Annotated in this window: 41 protein-coding genes; all 41 read right to left on the reverse strand. The window is 31.8% G+C overall.

Features of this window, described 5'->3' with window-relative positions:
- Positions 1-3: 3 nt before the first annotated feature.
- The 41 genes from FNZ64_RS12990 to FNZ64_RS13170 all read right to left on the reverse strand — a co-directional run bounded on the left by FNZ64_RS12990 (position 4) and on the right by FNZ64_RS13170 (position 17,402).
- Entirely contained in the window at positions 4-783 is a 780-nt protein-coding gene (locus tag FNZ64_RS12990) for a phosphoadenosine phosphosulfate reductase domain-containing protein (protein WP_142415426.1), read from the reverse strand.
- A 24-nt stretch (positions 784-807) separates the two neighbouring features.
- Complete coding sequence (locus FNZ64_RS12995) at positions 808-1,002, reverse strand: hypothetical protein (protein WP_142415427.1); 195 nt, start codon at positions 1,000-1,002, stop codon at positions 808-810.
- 116 nt (positions 1,003-1,118) lie between these two features.
- Positions 1,119-1,349, reverse strand: a complete 231-nt coding sequence (locus FNZ64_RS13000) for a hypothetical protein (protein ID WP_142415428.1) — start codon at positions 1,347-1,349, stop codon at positions 1,119-1,121.
- A 106-nt stretch (positions 1,350-1,455) separates the two neighbouring features.
- On the reverse strand, positions 1,456-1,851 hold the full coding sequence (locus tag FNZ64_RS13005; RefSeq protein WP_142415429.1) for a hypothetical protein: 396 nt from the start codon (positions 1,849-1,851) through the stop codon (positions 1,456-1,458).
- Positions 1,852-1,925: 74 nt separating this feature from the next.
- On the reverse strand, positions 1,926-2,246 hold the full coding sequence (locus tag FNZ64_RS13010; RefSeq protein WP_142415430.1) for a hypothetical protein: 321 nt from the start codon (positions 2,244-2,246) through the stop codon (positions 1,926-1,928).
- Positions 2,247-2,281: 35 nt separating this feature from the next.
- Positions 2,282-2,545 (reverse strand): hypothetical protein, encoded by a 264-nt coding sequence (locus FNZ64_RS13015; RefSeq protein WP_142415431.1) that lies wholly within the window; start codon positions 2,543-2,545, stop codon positions 2,282-2,284.
- Positions 2,546-2,614: 69 nt separating this feature from the next.
- Positions 2,615-2,872, reverse strand: coding sequence for a hypothetical protein (locus FNZ64_RS13020; RefSeq protein ID WP_142415432.1), 258 nt, complete (start codon positions 2,870-2,872; stop codon positions 2,615-2,617).
- A 41-nt stretch (positions 2,873-2,913) separates the two neighbouring features.
- On the reverse strand, positions 2,914-3,150 hold the full coding sequence (locus FNZ64_RS13025; RefSeq protein WP_142415433.1) for a hypothetical protein: 237 nt from the start codon (positions 3,148-3,150) through the stop codon (positions 2,914-2,916).
- Between the two features lie 43 nt (positions 3,151-3,193).
- Positions 3,194-3,418, reverse strand: coding sequence for a hypothetical protein (locus FNZ64_RS13030; RefSeq protein ID WP_243129279.1), 225 nt, complete (start codon positions 3,416-3,418; stop codon positions 3,194-3,196).
- Between the two features lie 46 nt (positions 3,419-3,464).
- Positions 3,465-4,232: an HNH endonuclease signature motif containing protein gene (locus FNZ64_RS13035; RefSeq protein WP_243129280.1), complete on the reverse strand. Its 768-nt coding sequence runs from the start codon at positions 4,230-4,232 to the stop codon at positions 3,465-3,467.
- A gap of 3 nt (positions 4,233-4,235) precedes the next feature.
- The gene (locus FNZ64_RS13040) at positions 4,236-4,469 is read right to left on the reverse strand and encodes a hypothetical protein (RefSeq protein ID WP_142415434.1); all 234 of its coding nucleotides are present in this window, start codon (positions 4,467-4,469) and stop codon (positions 4,236-4,238) included.
- A 14-nt stretch (positions 4,470-4,483) separates the two neighbouring features.
- Positions 4,484-4,648, reverse strand: coding sequence for a hypothetical protein (locus tag FNZ64_RS14790; protein ID WP_185903787.1), 165 nt, complete (start codon positions 4,646-4,648; stop codon positions 4,484-4,486).
- Positions 4,649-4,650: 2 nt separating this feature from the next.
- Positions 4,651-5,121, reverse strand: a complete 471-nt coding sequence (locus FNZ64_RS13045) for a nucleoside triphosphate pyrophosphohydrolase family protein (protein ID WP_142415435.1) — start codon at positions 5,119-5,121, stop codon at positions 4,651-4,653.
- Positions 5,122-5,131: 10 nt separating this feature from the next.
- The gene (locus tag FNZ64_RS13050; protein ID WP_142415436.1) at positions 5,132-5,401 is read right to left on the reverse strand and encodes a DUF1599 domain-containing protein; all 270 of its coding nucleotides are present in this window, start codon (positions 5,399-5,401) and stop codon (positions 5,132-5,134) included.
- A gap of 13 nt (positions 5,402-5,414) precedes the next feature.
- On the reverse strand, positions 5,415-5,615 hold the full coding sequence (locus tag FNZ64_RS13055; protein WP_243129281.1) for a hypothetical protein: 201 nt from the start codon (positions 5,613-5,615) through the stop codon (positions 5,415-5,417).
- A 10-nt stretch (positions 5,616-5,625) separates the two neighbouring features.
- Positions 5,626-5,964 carry a hypothetical protein gene (locus FNZ64_RS13060; protein ID WP_142415437.1) on the reverse strand — a complete coding sequence of 113 codons (339 nt, stop codon included), beginning with the start codon at positions 5,962-5,964 and terminating at the stop codon, positions 5,626-5,628.
- Between the two features lies 1 nt (position 5,965).
- A complete protein-coding gene (locus FNZ64_RS13065) occupies positions 5,966-6,862 on the reverse strand; it encodes a hypothetical protein (protein WP_142415438.1) in 897 nt (298 codons plus the stop codon).
- Positions 6,823-7,371: a Holliday junction resolvase RecU gene (locus tag FNZ64_RS13070; protein WP_243129282.1), complete on the reverse strand. Its 549-nt coding sequence runs from the start codon at positions 7,369-7,371 to the stop codon at positions 6,823-6,825. Before FNZ64_RS13070 ends, FNZ64_RS13065 begins: the two co-directional genes overlap by 40 nt.
- A 33-nt stretch (positions 7,372-7,404) precedes the next feature.
- On the reverse strand, positions 7,405-7,764 hold the full coding sequence (locus FNZ64_RS13075) for a hypothetical protein (protein ID WP_142415439.1): 360 nt from the start codon (positions 7,762-7,764) through the stop codon (positions 7,405-7,407).
- Complete coding sequence (locus tag FNZ64_RS13080; RefSeq protein ID WP_142415440.1) at positions 7,764-8,546, reverse strand: ORF6N domain-containing protein; 783 nt, start codon at positions 8,544-8,546, stop codon at positions 7,764-7,766. The genes FNZ64_RS13075 and FNZ64_RS13080 overlap by 1 nt, the downstream gene beginning before the upstream one ends.
- Before the next feature lie 34 nt (positions 8,547-8,580).
- Complete coding sequence (locus tag FNZ64_RS13085) at positions 8,581-9,204, reverse strand: hypothetical protein (RefSeq protein ID WP_142415441.1); 624 nt, start codon at positions 9,202-9,204, stop codon at positions 8,581-8,583.
- A gap of 71 nt (positions 9,205-9,275) precedes the next feature.
- Positions 9,276-9,989: a hypothetical protein gene (locus FNZ64_RS13090; RefSeq protein WP_142415442.1), complete on the reverse strand. Its 714-nt coding sequence runs from the start codon at positions 9,987-9,989 to the stop codon at positions 9,276-9,278.
- Between the two features lie 24 nt (positions 9,990-10,013).
- A complete protein-coding gene (locus FNZ64_RS13095; protein WP_142415443.1) occupies positions 10,014-10,406 on the reverse strand; it encodes a replication terminator protein in 393 nt (130 codons plus the stop codon).
- A 112-nt stretch (positions 10,407-10,518) separates the two neighbouring features.
- A complete protein-coding gene (locus tag FNZ64_RS13100; RefSeq protein ID WP_142415444.1) occupies positions 10,519-10,650 on the reverse strand; it encodes an amino acid transporter in 132 nt (43 codons plus the stop codon).
- Positions 10,651-10,679: 29 nt separating this feature from the next.
- The gene (locus FNZ64_RS13105) at positions 10,680-11,027 is read right to left on the reverse strand and encodes a hypothetical protein (protein ID WP_142415445.1); all 348 of its coding nucleotides are present in this window, start codon (positions 11,025-11,027) and stop codon (positions 10,680-10,682) included.
- A gap of 32 nt (positions 11,028-11,059) precedes the next feature.
- On the reverse strand, positions 11,060-11,428 hold the full coding sequence (locus FNZ64_RS13110) for a hypothetical protein (RefSeq protein ID WP_142415446.1): 369 nt from the start codon (positions 11,426-11,428) through the stop codon (positions 11,060-11,062).
- 44 nt (positions 11,429-11,472) lie between these two features.
- Complete coding sequence (locus FNZ64_RS13115; RefSeq protein WP_142415447.1) at positions 11,473-11,745, reverse strand: hypothetical protein; 273 nt, start codon at positions 11,743-11,745, stop codon at positions 11,473-11,475.
- Positions 11,746-11,775: 30 nt separating this feature from the next.
- The gene (locus tag FNZ64_RS13120) at positions 11,776-11,976 is read right to left on the reverse strand and encodes a hypothetical protein (protein ID WP_142415448.1); all 201 of its coding nucleotides are present in this window, start codon (positions 11,974-11,976) and stop codon (positions 11,776-11,778) included.
- Positions 11,976-12,164 carry a hypothetical protein gene (locus FNZ64_RS13125; protein WP_142415449.1) on the reverse strand — a complete coding sequence of 63 codons (189 nt, stop codon included), beginning with the start codon at positions 12,162-12,164 and terminating at the stop codon, positions 11,976-11,978. The genes FNZ64_RS13120 and FNZ64_RS13125 overlap by 1 nt, the downstream gene beginning before the upstream one ends.
- Positions 12,142-12,621, reverse strand: a complete 480-nt coding sequence (locus FNZ64_RS13130; protein ID WP_142415450.1) for a hypothetical protein — start codon at positions 12,619-12,621, stop codon at positions 12,142-12,144. The genes FNZ64_RS13125 and FNZ64_RS13130 overlap by 23 nt, the downstream gene beginning before the upstream one ends.
- A gap of 46 nt (positions 12,622-12,667) precedes the next feature.
- Positions 12,668-13,066 (reverse strand): single-stranded DNA-binding protein, encoded by a 399-nt coding sequence (locus FNZ64_RS13135; protein WP_142415451.1) that lies wholly within the window; start codon positions 13,064-13,066, stop codon positions 12,668-12,670.
- A complete protein-coding gene (locus tag FNZ64_RS14795) occupies positions 13,059-13,226 on the reverse strand; it encodes a hypothetical protein (RefSeq protein WP_185903788.1) in 168 nt (55 codons plus the stop codon). Before FNZ64_RS14795 ends, FNZ64_RS13135 begins: the two co-directional genes overlap by 8 nt.
- A gap of 2 nt (positions 13,227-13,228) precedes the next feature.
- On the reverse strand, positions 13,229-13,567 hold the full coding sequence (locus FNZ64_RS13140) for a hypothetical protein (RefSeq protein WP_142415452.1): 339 nt from the start codon (positions 13,565-13,567) through the stop codon (positions 13,229-13,231).
- A gap of 2 nt (positions 13,568-13,569) precedes the next feature.
- Positions 13,570-13,728, reverse strand: a complete 159-nt coding sequence (locus tag FNZ64_RS14800; protein WP_185903789.1) for a hypothetical protein — start codon at positions 13,726-13,728, stop codon at positions 13,570-13,572.
- 12 nt (positions 13,729-13,740) lie between these two features.
- On the reverse strand, positions 13,741-14,565 hold the full coding sequence (locus tag FNZ64_RS13145; RefSeq protein WP_142415453.1) for a DNA adenine methylase: 825 nt from the start codon (positions 14,563-14,565) through the stop codon (positions 13,741-13,743).
- A gap of 14 nt (positions 14,566-14,579) precedes the next feature.
- The gene (locus FNZ64_RS14805) at positions 14,580-14,756 is read right to left on the reverse strand and encodes a hypothetical protein (RefSeq protein ID WP_185903790.1); all 177 of its coding nucleotides are present in this window, start codon (positions 14,754-14,756) and stop codon (positions 14,580-14,582) included.
- Positions 14,757-14,819: 63 nt separating this feature from the next.
- Positions 14,820-15,017: a hypothetical protein gene (locus FNZ64_RS13150; RefSeq protein WP_142415454.1), complete on the reverse strand. Its 198-nt coding sequence runs from the start codon at positions 15,015-15,017 to the stop codon at positions 14,820-14,822.
- On the reverse strand, positions 15,014-15,175 hold the full coding sequence (locus FNZ64_RS15170) for an aspartyl-phosphate phosphatase Spo0E family protein (protein ID WP_142415495.1): 162 nt from the start codon (positions 15,173-15,175) through the stop codon (positions 15,014-15,016). The genes FNZ64_RS13150 and FNZ64_RS15170 overlap by 4 nt, the downstream gene beginning before the upstream one ends.
- Entirely contained in the window at positions 15,171-15,971 is an 801-nt protein-coding gene (locus FNZ64_RS13160; protein ID WP_423244953.1) for an ATP-binding protein, read from the reverse strand. The genes FNZ64_RS15170 and FNZ64_RS13160 overlap by 5 nt, the downstream gene beginning before the upstream one ends.
- The gene (locus tag FNZ64_RS13165; RefSeq protein ID WP_142415456.1) at positions 15,934-16,722 is read right to left on the reverse strand and encodes a hypothetical protein; all 789 of its coding nucleotides are present in this window, start codon (positions 16,720-16,722) and stop codon (positions 15,934-15,936) included. The genes FNZ64_RS13160 and FNZ64_RS13165 overlap by 38 nt, the downstream gene beginning before the upstream one ends.
- Before the next feature lie 323 nt (positions 16,723-17,045).
- Positions 17,046-17,402 (reverse strand): hypothetical protein, encoded by a 357-nt coding sequence (locus FNZ64_RS13170; protein WP_142415457.1) that lies wholly within the window; start codon positions 17,400-17,402, stop codon positions 17,046-17,048.

Below are 17,402 nucleotides of genomic sequence, written 5' to 3' on the forward strand. Positions count from 1 at the left end.
ATATCACCTCTCTAAAAAGTTTAACTGCTCATTTTTGTAAAATAAGTGCTTTTCAATAAGTAACATAGGTTCTTCAAAACTAACCTTATCTTCATATTTAAATTTTTCTTCTATCTCTCCCAAACTTGTACCATCTGCCCTAAAAGGTATTGGACTATCCTTATCCATTCTAAGCATTTTATCCCATAGTGCTGGATAATGCCTTCTTAAACTTCTTAAGCTATCTAAGTTTTGTTTAGGACACAAATAGCAACCTAATCTTTCAAATTTCCAATACATTGGATTCCTAAACCCTTTTTCTTTTATATACTCTAAGCAATCTTTTTCTGTCATTCCCCATTCTGCTAATGGAGCTCTTCTGTTAGGTTGAAGTTTTTTAAGCCTATTGGGTTCATCTGCTGCTATTCCTAAATATATAATTGGCTCTTCTTTAAACTGTTTTAGATATTTTCTAAATGGTTTAATTTTAAGCCTATCATTACACCAACTATTAAAACCTGCTGTATAAGGCCACCCATAAATTTGTCCTTTGTTTTCCCCTGTCTGCTTTTTAGTATAAAAATGTTCTTCAAAGCTTTTTTCTGATTTAATCCAATCAAATTCTAATCCAGGTTTAAGCTCTTTGAATTTCCTTTCACATATCTTAATAATGTTCCTCTGTTCTCCAAATTCTAAGCCGGTATCTATAAAAGCTATACGATCTAACGGCAACCCTTTTTCTATTATTTTTAGTACCATAGCTGTAGAATCTTTACCGCCGCTAAAACTTGCTATGTGTAACATTGTTTTTCACCTTTATATTTAGTTTTATTTCCCCCATAATTCAGCTAACCATAAAAAATACTCTTTCAATTCTTTTTCACTCATTTTGTCTATTGATTCATGTTCAATCCAAAACTCTTCTTCTGTTTGTCTTATAAATTCCCTGTATGTTTGTGTGTTTTCAGCTCCTTCTTCGCAGTCACATATTCTCTTATCTAATTTATTTAACAAATCTTCCATTTGAAAACCTCCATCTTATTATTTTGTATCATTGTTTTATTATTGTAGTACACTCTAGGCATAAACTTTCCTAAATTGAGTGTATACCTAGAGTTACAATATCTTTGTATTGCGATCTAACTATTAATGATTTTACTTACTTTAGCTGTTAATTTATTCAATACATCAATTTGAGTTTCCAAAGACTTTAACTCTTCTTCGCAACAATACGTTTTGTTTTCCACTTCGTATTTTCTACTAATAGTTGCATCTATTAACGTACTCATAATGGTTGCTAATTCCTTTTTATCAAATGTTGGTTTTATTTGTGCTATGCACACACTACAACTACATTCTACACAGTCCATAGATTCGCCATTCATATCCATATCATCACATTTCTTGCTATCCCTTTTTTGCTGTTTATTTAATAACATAAATCATCTCCCCTTTCAATTACGCAATAATTTCAAATTAAGACTCTAACACCTTTTTAAAATCATATAAAAACGATTCCATTTTCCTCTTGTTGAACTGATATAATTTATTGCTTTCTAGTGCTGGTCTGCTTATTCGTAACATATCTTTTCTAATTAATAAACTTCCATCACTATCAAGTTGCCTATCATAATAATCGCAATAATCAGCACCAAGGCTGTCAGCTTCTTTTGGGCTTATATCACTCCAAGACTTGTCCGAAACTTCTTTAAGATGCTCAAATAACTCTTTAAAAATATCAGAATTAAACTTTAATGAAAAATCAAATTTCCCTTCTTCATTGGTATTTCCTATTTGAAAAATTACTGCAGATCTTCTATTAATCACAATTAATTCTAAATCATCTATTGTTTTAAAAATCTTTTTATTCATTCTCTTGAGATTCTCCTTTTTGTTTTCTTCCTCATGGTGGACATTTTGTATAGCAATTAAATTTGACTTGTGGCTTACAGTTCTTCTACCTCTACTTCACAATCATTATCTTCACTTATAACTCTTATGTTAATTCCATCTTGAATTGTTTCTTTATTTACTTTCCCGTATAAAGGTACCTCTCCATTTACTAAAGGTACACCGTAGCCCTCATAGAACCCTTCCCCTATTCTTGCCCTTAGTTGTGCTAAATGTTCCGCATGATCTTCATATTCAGTGAATGAAGAATACATGTATGAGCGAAAACATTCCATCCATTCTGCATTTATTTTAGCTTCATCAATTTCTATTTCGTATTCATCTACTCTAGTTACAATGCATTTAAACTTTTTCATAATTAACATTTCTCCTTAATATTTGAATTATTATATTAATCTAATCCTAATTCTCGCATAGTTTTAACTGTCATTATAATGTCACTATTAGCACCATAAACAACAATGTTATCACTTAATAAATAAGGTATTTCTAATAATTCCTTTAAGTCATTAATAACTATTTTCGCCTTATAGGTGCCTTCGTTATCAACACTACTTTCTAAAATCTTTACAGTTGTTCCTAGCAACATATTTAAGTCATTTTCTTGACTATTACAATCATCCTTTTCTAAGTTGTGCCATATTTCAAAATTCATATTTCTTACATTCTCCTTTTATTATTAAGTTGCATTATCTTTCATAAGCTAATATTCATGTGTTGTGAATTAATCCTTATATTTATCGCCAAATACATTATTCCCATGCCTATAGCCACAACTTTTCATTTCCTTAATTAAAGCTTCTAAGCAACTTAAATGTTCCTCATGTTCTTTTATGAATATTCTTCCTTCCTCTGTTACCAAGCTATCTTTCAAACTCTTTAATTTCTTATAATCATATTTATCTTGTGCTATTCTTTTCTCTAAGGAATGTTTTAATATCTTAATGTTTTTATAACTCAAACTTAAACCAAATTTACTCATTTATGCTTCCCTCTTTCTTTACAGCAATTACAAACCATAGCTTATTCCCATTCAACACCTAATATATTTGCTATTTGTGTAAGTTCATTTATAGTCAAATTTCTATAAAAGGCTCTATTTGTTTTATGGTCATAAAGTCTTATTTCTGTTGTGCTTTCTTTCCTTGCTTTTAATTCCTCAAACTCTTTTTCTGCCTTCTCGAATTCTTTTGAAAGTCCTGGATTATTTTTAATAGCCTTTTTAATTTCTTCTTCTGGATCTACTTTTCTAAATGGCATTGCTTTTACCTCCATTGTTACATTTCAATATTTTAATGTTGCCTTAGAATTGTCTTTTCCAAATAACTTTTATACTGTTATACTTTTCTTTTAACATTTCATAAAGCCCAGTTACTTGTAAACCAGTGTCTTCTCCATTTATAAACCATTCATCATAATTCTTGCCTTCTACTCTGCTATATCTTAATTGTAGTTTTTCATTATCACATTGTAGGTTTACCTTGCAATGTGTCATTAGAACCATATAAACGTTATCTCTTTTAGCCATAGCTCATTACCTCGCTTTTATGTTTTAACATTATTCTATCTATTACTTACACTTTACTTTTCTCATTTATCTTTTGATATATATCAGCTATAATTACTCCAGTGCGTGTTAGATCTGCATCATTTTGGATTAACTTATTTTTATTGAGTATTAATAATTGACGTCTTGACACTAAAATTAAATTATTTATATCAAAATTTCTTTTATTGCCATCCCCAAATATAATTGCATGATTCTTTGGTAGCGGTCCGTTGTGCTTTTCCCATATTACAATGTGTTTACCTCGCCAATTTTTGTTTAGTTTTCCATCTTGTATTTTTACTTCTATATATCCATCTTTTGATATTCTTTCTGTGCCCAATGGAACCCAATTAGGAGGTTTTTCTCCTTTCTTGAACTGTGTTTCAACTCCACCAGTTACAATCCCCTTTAAACCTTTATTCCAAGGTGTATGACCATTTTCCCACACTTTTCTAGCACTTGTTTTTATGTTATACTTAGTTCTTATGTTTTGTATTGATGATTCCGTCCTATTTTGATTAAACGTCTCATTAAATTTTCTAGTTATTTCATCATTAAATAATCCTTCATCACATAGTTGTCTTAAGTATTCTAAATGCTCTTTTTTAAATTGAATTTTCTGCTTTGATACTGTAGATTTAATTTTATGTTTAACCATTAAACTCCTTATTGCATCTCTAGTAACATTCATTTTAAACTTTTCATTAAATAATTCTGTTATTTCGTCAGTGTATCTTCCTGGGGTTATTTGTCTAAGATAATCCAAGTGCTCCTCAGTATACTTTCTAGCCACCACTTATCCCTCCAACATTTTAGAACTTGTTACACTCTCCCTACCTGATGTTTCTGCTTGGAACTTCTTAGCTTGTAAAACTGTATTAGCATTTGATATTATTTGATTTGCTACAGAAGTTATTGCTTTAGCTCTTTCTATTTCTTCTCGAAGCTCTTCGCCTTTCAATTCCTCCTCACCTAATCTTTCTAACTCTGCGAATAGGTGCAAATTTAAATCACCTAAAGTATTTTTCATATATAATCACTCCTCTACTTATCCGTTGTAATGTAATACTCTTTTCCGTCCCTTGCATCTCTAACAACAATTATTAACTTGCCTTTTCTTTCTTTTGGTATAAGTGCAATTTCGGCTTCTTCACATAACTTTTGGACTAAACTCACAACAAAGTTTATTTTATTAATTCTTTCTTCCATGGTTATTCCTCCTTATGTTTTTTCATATCTTTTCGTATTTTGTCTGCCCAACTACTATGTGCTCCATGAGATTCATATAAATCCTCAATTTCATCTAGTGCTTCCTTTAAGGTTTCTTCTAACCATTTGCATTTGTTTATGTTTACTTCTTCCCTATTAACACTATCCTCTGCTCTGAAATAGCCTTTAGGATAACGTTTTTCTAGCTTTTCTATGTTATACTTTGCAATATCTTCTAAATCACATCCGATTGAATCTGCTATTAAATTTAGGTACCATAGGCAATCGGATATTTCATTTTTTATATCTTCTTTATTTAACTCATGCCCTTGATACATGAATTTTTTAACTATGTCTATAACTTCTCCAGCTTCTCCGTTAAGTCCAATAACTCCATTTAGTAATTGATCTATGCCGTCTGTATATTCTCCCGCTGTTCTTAATGCTTTCTCTTGGTATTCTTTAAAATCCATATGTTTCCTCCTATTTATTGTTTTCTAACTCTATTAAAGTCATTATTGCATAATTAGCTAAATCCATGAGTGTATCTTCTATTCTTTCATCCTGAACCTGTCCCACCTTAGTACATAAGCTCTGCAATCTATTTACCTTGTCTGTAATTCTAGTTACTGCACTTATAACTCCTAACTTTTTAAAGGTTTCTCCAAAGCTATCTCCATAATCATGGTTTTTAGCTTCATAAATCTCATTTAATTCTTTACATATTTCTTTATGTCTTTTTAATTTATCCACCTTATTTCCTCCTCTAGTTAGTTGCTTTAAACCTTCTTACAACTTCACCTTTTACAAATATCTCTCCAGTTTCAAAGCATATTTGAGCTTGTACCTTTTCTCCATTTATTTTATATTTACATGGATACTTAATCTTATAATCCTCTTCAAATAACTTTGTCTTTCCATCTAGTAGTGAATCCAGCCGTTCTCTCCATGTTTCCAACCTTATCACGTACCTTTCTTTAACTTCCTATTCTCTTTTCTCTTTCAGCCTGTTCTCCTTTGTTCCAAAGCATTCTCGTAAACTCATGAATATATTGCATCTGCCTATACTTCCTATAACAATAATCCTTTAAATCTGTTTTATTAAACTTTTCTTTTAAAGCTAGTTTCCCAGCATTGGCTGCTATGTTTGCCCACCTATCAGAAAGAACCCATGCTTTTTTACTTATTTCAAAAGCTGTTAGATGGTCCTCTGTATTTAAATTTAAAAACTTATTTGCTATGTCATAGTACTGATTTATATCTTCAGGAAACAGACTGTCGAAGTCCGTTTCCTTCTGTTCTATCACTAGTGCCATTTTATTTAACCATTTTGAATACTTGCTTGTATTCCTCTGTAAAGCTTTCTAACTGCTCTATGCTTTCAAAGAACATTGTTATCCCTTCACTTTGTAGCTCTACACCTTTTTCGCATACCTTGTATTTACCGTTGTCCCCTTGTACTGTCATAGATAATACCTTTAATTTATTTTCCACTTTAGCTTCCTCCTCTTTAATATCCTCTGAATTGTTTTCTATCGTTTTGCTAGTGCCAGCAATATGGTCAGTTTTCAAGTTTTCTTTTATAACTGGTTTCTCTTCAATTGGTGCATCTTTTGCAACAGTTGGTTCTCCCTCAGTTGTTGCATTTTCTGCAACAGTTTGTCCTTCTTCTGAAAAAATATAACCCATTACTTCTTCCAACTCTTTCTCCTCTTTGGTTTCTTCCTTCTTTAACTCTGCTTTAACCTTCTTATATCCATTTGTAAGCATTGCCTTACTCAATTTAGGAAATGCCATTGCTAACTCTTCTATTGCTTCTTTTTGTGTAATGCTCTTGCTTGCCAATTCCTGTGCTTTTGCTCTTACCTCTTCTTCATATTTCTCCATCATTTTCTTAGCCATTTCGCTATCTCCCTTCACTTCATCTTTTAATTTTCTTATCTTTTCAGCATCTTCTAGGATTAACTCCCCATATAAATCCTCTATCTTCTCTATTTCTTCATATGTCTTACCAGGTAGAACTTGTATTAAAAGTGCTGTTACTGCTCTATCTACCATGAGTTCTAACTCTTCTACTCTTTCTTTAGTCATGTTGTTAGCCTTTATGCTAGCTAAATTCTCTATTAGCTTTATTTGATTATGGTCCAGTTTATTTATTGTTGTGCTAAGCTTGTCTACTTCTCTTTTAGTTCTTCTTTTTTCTGCTCTTCCCACACTTTATCACCTCTTAAAAACTCTTCTAGGTCATATCTAAATCGTATTCTTTTCCTTGTGCCTTGTATCTCTATACCATTTTCTTGACACCAGGAATATGGTATGGACTTTCTATTGGAATTAGATATATATTCTTGTACTTTTGAAGCTTCTACGGCATATGTTAATTCTTTATCTCTAAAATTTATGATGAAGTATGCTTTTACACTAGGGTGTTTAACTTCACTCATTTTTTTAGCTTGTTTTAAGCAATTAAATGGTATGCTTGACCCTTTATGTGTTTTAAGCTCTAACAAATACAATGTCCTATCTCCCATGACCATATAATCTGATATGTTACTAGGTGTAAATCTTGTATTTTCTCCCCCTTGCCACGTTCCAGCACTATCTCTGAATCTATAGCACCAGCACCATGAGGGAATTGACTTCTTTATATCCTCTTCGAATTTTTTACCTTCGTTAATTGTTACTCTCCTCCGTTTCTTCATTGTAAAAAGTAACTTCTCCATTTCTATCTATATCAAATACATAAGCTGTTTCCATTAATAAATCTTACCTCCCATACAACTTCTTATAATTTCTTCTTTTTCATAAACTCCTGCTCTGCTATAAACTGGTTTCAACAGCCTAGTTATAGCATTATCACTTATGTTTAAAACTTCTTTTACTTCTTCTCTTGTATATTCATCTTTTTTAAACATTTCATATAGCTTACTTTGAAAGTTATTCTTGTACTCTAGATCTATTTTTCTATTTTTATGAGGGCTACTGTTACCTCTATGATGGTTAGAACATAAGTACATCATGTTATATTCACAATGTTCTAATGCCTTCTGTTGACTTCTGAAAACTATATGATGACATTCACTGCCGTGCATTCCACATACTGTGCACTCTTTCATTACTCAACGTTCCTCCAGGAGATATTATTCTTAATAGCCATTTGTCTAACTATATTTATATAAATCTCTTTAAGTCTTGGCTCATTCTCCAATACATCAAGAAGGTTTAATTTTTCTACTTTACTTGGTGCCATTCCATTGTCTGTTGCCCTTTTCTTTAGATTGTTTACTAGTATTGTAGGTCTACAGTGTCCTACTTCTTTTAGTGCATTGTAAACTTCATCTTTAACTTCTTTGTAATCTCCTATTTTCTTACCTATGGAATTTAAAACTCTGTTAGTTTCTTTTCTCCATTCTGCTTTAGGGTTAATGGTTATTACATCCCTAATAGCTTGTACTTCTTCTTTAACCTCTTCGTTTCCCTTTTTAACGGCTGCTAACTGATATTTAACTTCCTTCATTTCTTTTAAAGACTGAATAAGAACATCTTCTATACAAGTTGGTTCTTTCTCCTTAACCCTAAAATAAGTTTCCTCTAAGTTGTCAAATTGCTCCCAAGCCTTATCTGTGTCTAAGATTTTACAATGCCTGTTTGCTCCTCTTTTAGTCCATAATATTAATTCACTTGCATATTTAAGGTTACTATCTTTAAGATAGTTGCCTTTAAACCCTTTAAGTTCTTCACCTGTTAATCTGAAATAATGTTTTCCTTCTTGGAATTTATCCTTATTTCTACTAAATCCTTGTTGTATTCTTATAACATCAACTTCATAAACATCTGCTAACTGCTCTGTTGTTATTACTACCTCATTTTTAAATTCTATTGGTATTAGATTACTCATGATCTCCCTCCTGTATTATTCATTTTCTATCTCATTATTTTATTATTTTCAAATGCTTTGCTTTTGGTTTGCTTATTTTTATTGGCTTCCTGGTTTCATTGTCAATCATAAATTGATTACCATTTTGATCTTTGTGCATTGAATAAGTTTTGATTCCCATTTCATTTGCAAACTCCTCCATTAACGAAGGTTGTCCCTCTAAACGTCTTAAACGGCTTATACATTTCATAATCTCAGCGTTAAATTTTGTAAGCTCCCAGTTATGGTATTCCCATATAAAATGTAAAATTTCATCACCAATCGGCTTGTTTTGATCTAAAGTGCTTATATAGTCCCTAGTGTAAAAATAATCTTTAGCATCATATTTATGTCCATCATATTCTTTCGCTATTGGGTAAAGCTCCGTAAATTCCTTTGGTGTTAGTGTAGCCATTAAGCCTTTTATGGTACTTGCAAATTGAAAGTCATTTTCTGCAGTTTCTCTATCTATATATTCCGGCTCTTCTTTTGTCTTTATAACTTTTACACCGTATACAATAAGCTTTTTAAATATAGTTTTGGTGTCCTGCTCAGGGTTCTCTTCATGGGCTTTCACATATTCTTTTAAGGTATTGATATAAGCATTAAGATATAAATCATGTTTGTTTGATTTATTCATATACGTTCCTCCTATTCATTTGTAATATGAGAACACCACATTGAAGCAGTGTTCCCATATTAAGTTTTTCTTTAAGCTATTATCTTAATGTTTTCTAAACCTTCTAATTCTTTCTCTAAATATTCTTTTATGTTCTTAATTGCTTGGTTTCTCCACGCTCCCCCATCAGCTTCAAATATTGCCGCCCTAGGACCTTCTTGCATTCTAAATATAAACTTGCTTAATGGTTGGTCTACTTCTGGGAATGTTCTATATGGTGCTAATGTTACTGGATTAGGAACTACCGCTTGTCCTACACTTGCAACTCCTGTTTTTATTGTTACAGCTTGGCTTACCCCATCATCACCTGTGCTTTTTACTGCTTCATCTTTTATTAAGCCTGTATACTTTAGGAGTACTTCTTTATCTCCTTCATCTGTAAAGCTACTTTGAAGCATAATATTGAATTGCTCCGTACTTATAAATCTGTCATATACAATGTTGTTAGGTAATATTGCTTGTGCTTGTACATATTCTTCTCTTTCCCTATCTGCATTTAAAGGGCTGTATAACCTTACTTCATCATGTGACTTAACTTGAACTAATAGTTGCTCTGGTAACTTATCAAGATTTGATTTAATATAATCTACAAATCCTGTTAATGTAGATACTGTTAATGCTTTAGCTTTTGGCATTTCTACCCTTCTTAAATTTCTAGTTGTGAATAACCCCTGTTGTGTTTCAAATAATATTTCCTTTTCTTCTCCTAACTCTACTAAATACTCTAAAGCTTCTCTGCTAAACATAATTTCATTCCTCCAATTTTTTTATTATTTTACTAATTTGATTCCTTTAAGATCTATTTCTTTTTCTTCTGCTGTGCTTAAAACTTCCCCAGTTTCTTCATCAACTCTCATTACACTTTGTCCTGGTAATTGGTTCTTAAACTCACTTGCAAGTATTCCACCTTTACCATCAGTTCCTATCATCATTTTTGTTACTATAGGCTTAGTAGGAGCCAATTTAGTTTTAGGTGTTATAGATATTTCTGTTAACTCTCTGTCTTCACTAGATACAAATGTAAGCTCTAGGGTTAATTTTCTCTTTGGTTTGTAATCAGTGTTGGGGTCTTGAATATTTTCTAGTACCTCCTTTAGTGCAGCATTCATTTTTTCAGCTAAAGCTCCCTCTGCAAAGCTTTCTAAGTTAATCATCTTTTTCATAACCTCATTCCTTTCTGTATTATTGTTTTAATATTGTAGTACACCTTAGGTATGTAATTGCCTAGATTTATACTTAAGGTGTATTTAGTTCTTAATATCTTTGAATTGTGAACTAACCACATATTCTAAAATAATCATATATTGCGATATTTTTAGCTCCCCATTTACAATAGCTCCAAGGGAATCCAGTTTTCTTTTTTATTAATTTTGTTCTTTTGGAAATTTTCTTTTGATATCTATTCAAGTAAAACCCTCCAACCTTTGAATTACGTACTATTTAGCAATTTCAATCCATAGATTTTTCACATAGTCATATCTGCCTTTAAGCCATTCTTTTACATCTGTATTCAATGTAGCTTGGTCGATATTATAAATGTGCAAATGAGTATATATTCCTTTCCTTTGAAGCATCATACATAATTCAAGATAATATTTGCCATCCTTTTGTTTATGGATATCATACCTAAAAACATAATGGTAAGTATCATCAAAGCCTTCTGATGTAAACCCACAATGAGTATTTTTAAAAACTTCCCACGAACTGTATTGACCTGTACAGTTCTTATCATAAAAATTCCCAACTAAACAATTTTGATAATCATGTTTAGTTTCTTTTAACATTAAAATTCCTCCTTATATTTTTGTATTGTGAACTAATTTGCTAATGCATCACACCATCTGCAAAATGCTTTTAATATTGGAGCAACATTAACATCACTAAATTCTCCACCAAATCCTATAAAGCCAGTTTGGCTAAATGTTATACCTTCTCTATTATCAAAATAACTGCCTTTTATTCTTATCCTGGCATACTGTAAACCACTTTTAAGCACCTTTACATCTTTAACTCTTGTTTTTCTCACTTCCATACCCATTTGTTGAGCATGAAGGCCACCTTTTTTAAGATATATTCTTAACTCTTCTGAGACATAATTAGTTAAAGTTTCTATATCTTCTTTTTTTATTTTGCTGTAATCCAAACCTTTATTTTTAAAATATTTTCTTGCTTCTTCACGTTCCATTTATAAAAAACCTCCTTCACACTAATTTCAAACTGTGACTACTTTTAATCACCCCAGCGCATCATATCTTCTTCACTTCTATAACTTTCAGTTCCTATTAAATTACCACAATTAGTACAGATGTAATTATTTATTGCTTTATCAGTACAATCTATGTGTGCGCCTGATTTGAATTTATCACTTCCACAATCGCACACTACACCTTTTTCCCCTAAATGAAAGTTATCTCCATACACAAAGAATCTTCCTCCACATTCGCACTCTATAGTGGTTTCGCTTACTTCTTTTTTACATCTCATACAATAACTTTTTGACATTTTATTCTCCTTTCTAATTCATAATAAAGTTTAAATCTTTCTTATCTTCTCCATCTTTTCAACCTGTATGATGTCTACATCTGCTAAGTCATCTTCATCTCTTATTTCTTCTTTAATAAACTCCTGGATAACCCCTACTGCCTTTTCTTTTGATTCAGCTTGTACAATTACATTGATAACTTCTTTTTCAAAGATATCTTCAACTATAATTGTACCTAGATATTCCTCCATCAAAACACTTCCTTTAAGCTTTTCTCTTTAACTGTTTGCCCCTTTAACTCTTTTAAAGAAGTACCTACTCTTAAACATGCTTCTTCTAAACTTTCTTTAATTACCTGGTCTAATGGTCTGTTGGTTTCATCTTGAAGTGCTAAGCTAGTTGCTATATTTATAACCTTAGTGCGCAATTGGTTTTCCATTTACCTTCACCTCTTGAATATCCTTGATTAGTATGTCTTTATATGAAAAACTTTCTTTATACAGCTCTTTACCATGCTTCTTTCCCATTACCACAAACACTTCTTCCGTTAAAGCTATTACCTCACCTTTTATCTTGCTATCTGTTCCTATTGCTGGTCTTAGTAATGTTAGTTCTATTGAATCTCCAATGTTTATACTTTGTTTTATAGGAGTAAGTTTATCTGCATTCTTATTCTTCATTTTAACACTTGGTAACTTTACATATATTTCAGCTCCTGACCTTCTTTTTATTATCTTGCCTTTTAGGTGTAAGGCATTTATATAATTACTTACTGATGCCCTATGTTGGCTTGTTATTTCCCCAATTTCTGTTGATGTTACTTGGATTTCTTTTTCTTGAGTTGCCCCCATATTTATAATGCATTCCAATACTTCTCTTTGACCTTTTGTTAGCATTTCTAACCCTCCCTTGTAGGTTTGCCTTCATGTGTTCTTGCTTTGTTTAGAATGGGATTACATCATCATCTATAGGTGTTACATCATTACCGTAGTCAGGCTCTGCACTTGTGCTACTTGTCCCACTATTTTTACTTCCTAAAAACTCAACATCTTCTGCAATTACCTCTGTAACATATCTTCTAGTACCATCTTGTGCCTCATAGTTCCTTGTCTGTATTCTGCCACTAATACCTATTTGACTACCTTTTCTCATGTAATTTGCAGTAGATTCAGCCTGTTTGCCCCAAACCACTACTTGAATAAAATCTGCTTCAGGTTGACCTTCTTTTTTAAACCTTCTGTTTACTGCCAGTGTAAAAGTTGTAACAGCTGTTCCGTTCCCTGGTGTAAACTTTAACTCTGGGTCTGCACATAATCTTCCAACCAATGTTGTCTTATTCATCCTTGTTATTCTCCTTATTGGGTTTTTTTATTAGAATTTCTTCAAGTTCATTTGTGTATTTTAATAACTTTTTTATAGTTTCCCCTGCTCTTGTACCTTGAAATTCATAAACTAGCATACTTGCATCATCTTTAATTTCTTGTGATTCCAAATTATTCATGTTTATTCATCCTCCTCATTATCCCAATCTCTACAACAATCGCAACAAGCTCTTTCCTTACCTAAGTTGCATACTAAACAATCCATTTCTAAATCTGAATTGTCCTTTTCTTCGTATATTTCAAAATCATCTATATTAGGTTCTCTTACATTTCCTCTTCTAGCTTCATTAATTAATTCCCAATTAATTTCAGATATTTCTACCTTACTCCCATCTTTTAAAGCAATTTCTAATCCTTCCATATCTTCAAATACAATATCTTCTGCTGTTTCTTTATCCTTTGCTTCAATAGTAAAACTAACTCTCGCAGATAAACTTACGCTCCCATAAAACTCTTTCATGTTTATTTATCCTCCTCGAAATATTCATCTAACAATTCCATACTCTTAAACCACTTATCAACTTCATCTTTTGATTTAAAATCTGGCCAATGTCCAGGTACTACTCTAAAACTTGCTTTTTCATATTTTTCTTTAAAATAACTTTCTATTTCCTGTTTCATACTTCTAACCTCTTAAATTAATTTTAATTGCTCTGCAGGTGGTTCATAATTCATTAAAATTAATTCATTCCTAACAGGACACTTATCTCCCGCAGCTCTATTTTTTATTTGGCTGGCCGTACTGTATTTCACCATATACCAATCTTGATATAATTCATCAATTAATGGACTACTATAATAACAAACCATTGCTTTGCCTTTTATCTTATCTAACCTTTTCTTTAACCTTATATGGTCCTTCTCTTCAAATCCTCCATAGTACATATCCTCATGTGAATGATAAGGTGGATCTAAGAAAAATAATGTATCTTTTGTATCATAAAACTTTATTACTTCTTCAAAATCTCTGTTTAATATATTCCAGTTTTTTATTAGTCCGGCCATCTTAGGAATAAGTTCTGTTGCAGTAATTAATTGCTTGGCCTTATTTTGTGTTTTGGATAATCCTATACCATTTTTATATTTGTGACCTCCTCCACCAAAACAAACCCTCATAAGATAATAAAATCTTACTGCTGATTCTAATTTATCTTCCGGCCATGGCTCCCACTTCCATTTTTCAAATAAACTTTCACTATAGGGTAATGAGCTGCATTCTTTATATAACCTTTCCGGATTATCTTTAAGGACCATCATATAATTTATAAGCCTATCGTTTATATCATTTACTACCGTAAGTTTTACAGGACTAACTGTTTCTTTATAAAAAGGTACTGCTCCGCATCCAAAGAAACAATCCACAAATATTTTATGGTCTGGCATAAGTTCCAGGTACTTTTCTTCTTTTCCATGTTTACCGCCTATCCACTTTATGTTGCTTATATGTTTAAGTTTCACTATCTTCTCCCCCCCTAATACCTACTAAGCTTATTTATTCGTGAATGATATAATTGACTTTTAACTCTATACGTATTGTCTATGGAATGTTCCTCAGCTTCCTTCTCTGCTTTTTTTCTAGCCTTCTTCCTTCTTTCTAAAAGCTTTACTGTTTCAAGCATGTGATCATAAGGTGTTAGCTTATTCTCCATCTTCCTCACCTCGCACAATTAAATCTATGAATGCTTTTATAATTGCTAAAAAGGTTATAATTGCTATTGCTGTGAGCATTTCATCACCTCTATGATTTCATTAAGCTTTCTTATGCTTTCTACCCCTGTTCGGTTATCTGCCTTAAGAATCGCCATAGCTTTTCCTACTGTCTTATCTATTATCTCCTCTGATAACATATAAGACCTTAGAAGCTCTTCTTCCCTTTGAAGCTTCATTATTTCATCTTGCCTTTTATTCAACTTCCATTTTTTTCTCCCCCTAATTGTTTTTTAACTACGAATGTATCTAATGTTTGACTTAAGCACACTGTTTTGCTATGTGTTAAGCCATATTTATAAATGCTTTTATACAATTCTTTTTTAAGCTTATTGATTTTTAATCCCCCCAGTTTTTTAATCTAATAACTCTTTCAGTATCCTTGTTTTCTCTTTAGCTTTTTCTACTCTTATGCTCTTGCCGTCATTTAATACTGGAGTACACATCTCTAAAAGCCTGTCATAAGTCCTTTTCTCATACCTATTTTCCAATTCCCTCAATGGTAAATTAGTTGTAATTATAAGTGGCAAGCTGTTTCTATATCTGCTGTCTAAAATGTTATAAATTTTAGGTCTAGACCAAATTGTATCCTGTTCTGTCCCCAAGTCATCTATTATTAGCAAGTCTGCATTTGATAAGCTCCTCAAAACTGTATCTTCCCCTTCATTCCCAAACCTGTTGTAAGTTTCTTTTATTCGTTCTAAAAGAGCATTTATACTCACGCATATTACTGGGACCATCTTATCTATTAATGCATTTGATATACATGCTGCAGTATATGTTTTTCCATTGCCTGGTTCTCCGTATATTAAAAGTCCTAATGATTCTTTTTTCATTTCTTGAAACCTATCTGCATACTTATTGCCTACTTCATACATTTTTTTAGTTCCCTTAGTAAAATCCCAATTCTCAAAGGTACTGTTTTTAAACTTCTGATCCATTAAGCTGTTATTTATAATCTGTTTAACTCTTATCTGCTTTTCTCGATTTTGTTCTCTTATCTCTTTTTCTTTAAGCTCTTTTTTTCTGCAACTGCACATTACTGGTACTATCATTGGTTTATTTAAAATTTCAATTTTTTTATTTATAGGTTCCCCACATTTAGGACAAGTCTTTAACTTATATTCCAATTCCTTGTTGTCTAAGTTCCTCTCCAGAGTTGTTCCTATCTGCTCCACCTTTCGCACCTTCTTTCTTTACAATTTCTTTTGCCCATAAGCTTCTTATTACTGGTACACAATATTTAAAAGTCTTAATTTTATCACCTTCAAAGTTAGGCTTAAAGTTTTTAAATGCTATGTCTATACCTTGCTTAACTATGTTAATTGGCATCTTGTCTTCTACTATTTTTATAGCTGCTTGAATCTCAGCTGGTTTCATGTTAGTTTCTAAAATTAAAGCCTTAGAGCAGTAGTAGTCAATTATTTCCTGTAGGTTTTCTATAATAACATTATTAGATGAATTATTAATAGAAGAATTATTTGTTCCGGTTTTAAATCCGTACCCTTCCGGTTTTAAATCCGAACCCCATTCGGTTTTAAATCCGACAGGTGTATTTTTGGACAAGTCATTCGGATTTAAATCCGATACCATTTCTATATATCTAGGACCTAATGTATAAAAGGAATATACGCCTTTTCTTTTTATTGTTTTATGTTCAAGTATCCCTAATGAACACATTTTTTTAATTCTTCTATATATAGCATCTTTTTTTAGTTTTAATGTTGGTAATTGCTCTATTACTCCTTCATATTTGAGCCAGTAATATGTCTTGCCGTCTATAATTTCAGAATACATCTTCCCGCTATCCTTAAAATCTACAAAATATCTTAATATAGCAAGGTCATTCATGTCTAAGTCAAGTTCTACAGCTTTGGGTTGACTGAATCCATGCACTGTATATTTCATTCTGTTACCAACCCCATTAATTCGGCTATTTCATCTTTAGTTAGATTGTTCTTCTGTCTAATCAAAGCCATTATAAGCCCTCCTTTGTTATCCATAGATGATTAATGCTACTGCAATAAAACCTCCCCAAAATACTGCTATTGTAACTGTTCGCATTAACCATGTAAGAATTATTCTTTTGATTTTTTTCTTAGATTTACACATAAAAATTCCCCCTCGGCATATACTAAACCGTAATAATTTTGTATAATGAGGGTAAGAGCTCTAAGCTCTGTACCCAAACTGTTACTTTTAAAGTGCACCCTCGCTACAGGGTGTATTTTTTATACCCATCTTTTATCCCTTAGCTGAATAGTTTCTTTCAGTTCTTCTATTTCAGCTTTCAACTCTTCGTTTTCAGATTTTAAACTATCACACAATGAATCTAATTCACTGTAAGAAGGTTCATCAAATAATGTTTTCTCTAGTAACTCACAAGCTTTTTCTTTATCGCCTTCTCTTAAGTTGTATAATATAATCTCATTTTCAAGTGGATTACTTATGTCAATTAACACAAACTTTTTTAAATTGCTTAATCCCTCTTCTGTTTTTAATCTTGCACTTGTTACAGCTTCTTCTTTATCAAAAGTTATCTCTGTAATCTCTGTTGTTATCCTTGTGTTAAAATCCTTGTTTATCAT

The organism is Hathewaya massiliensis, from assembly GCF_902143515.1.
Lineage (GTDB): Bacteria > Bacillota > Clostridia > Clostridiales > Clostridiaceae > Hathewaya > Hathewaya massiliensis.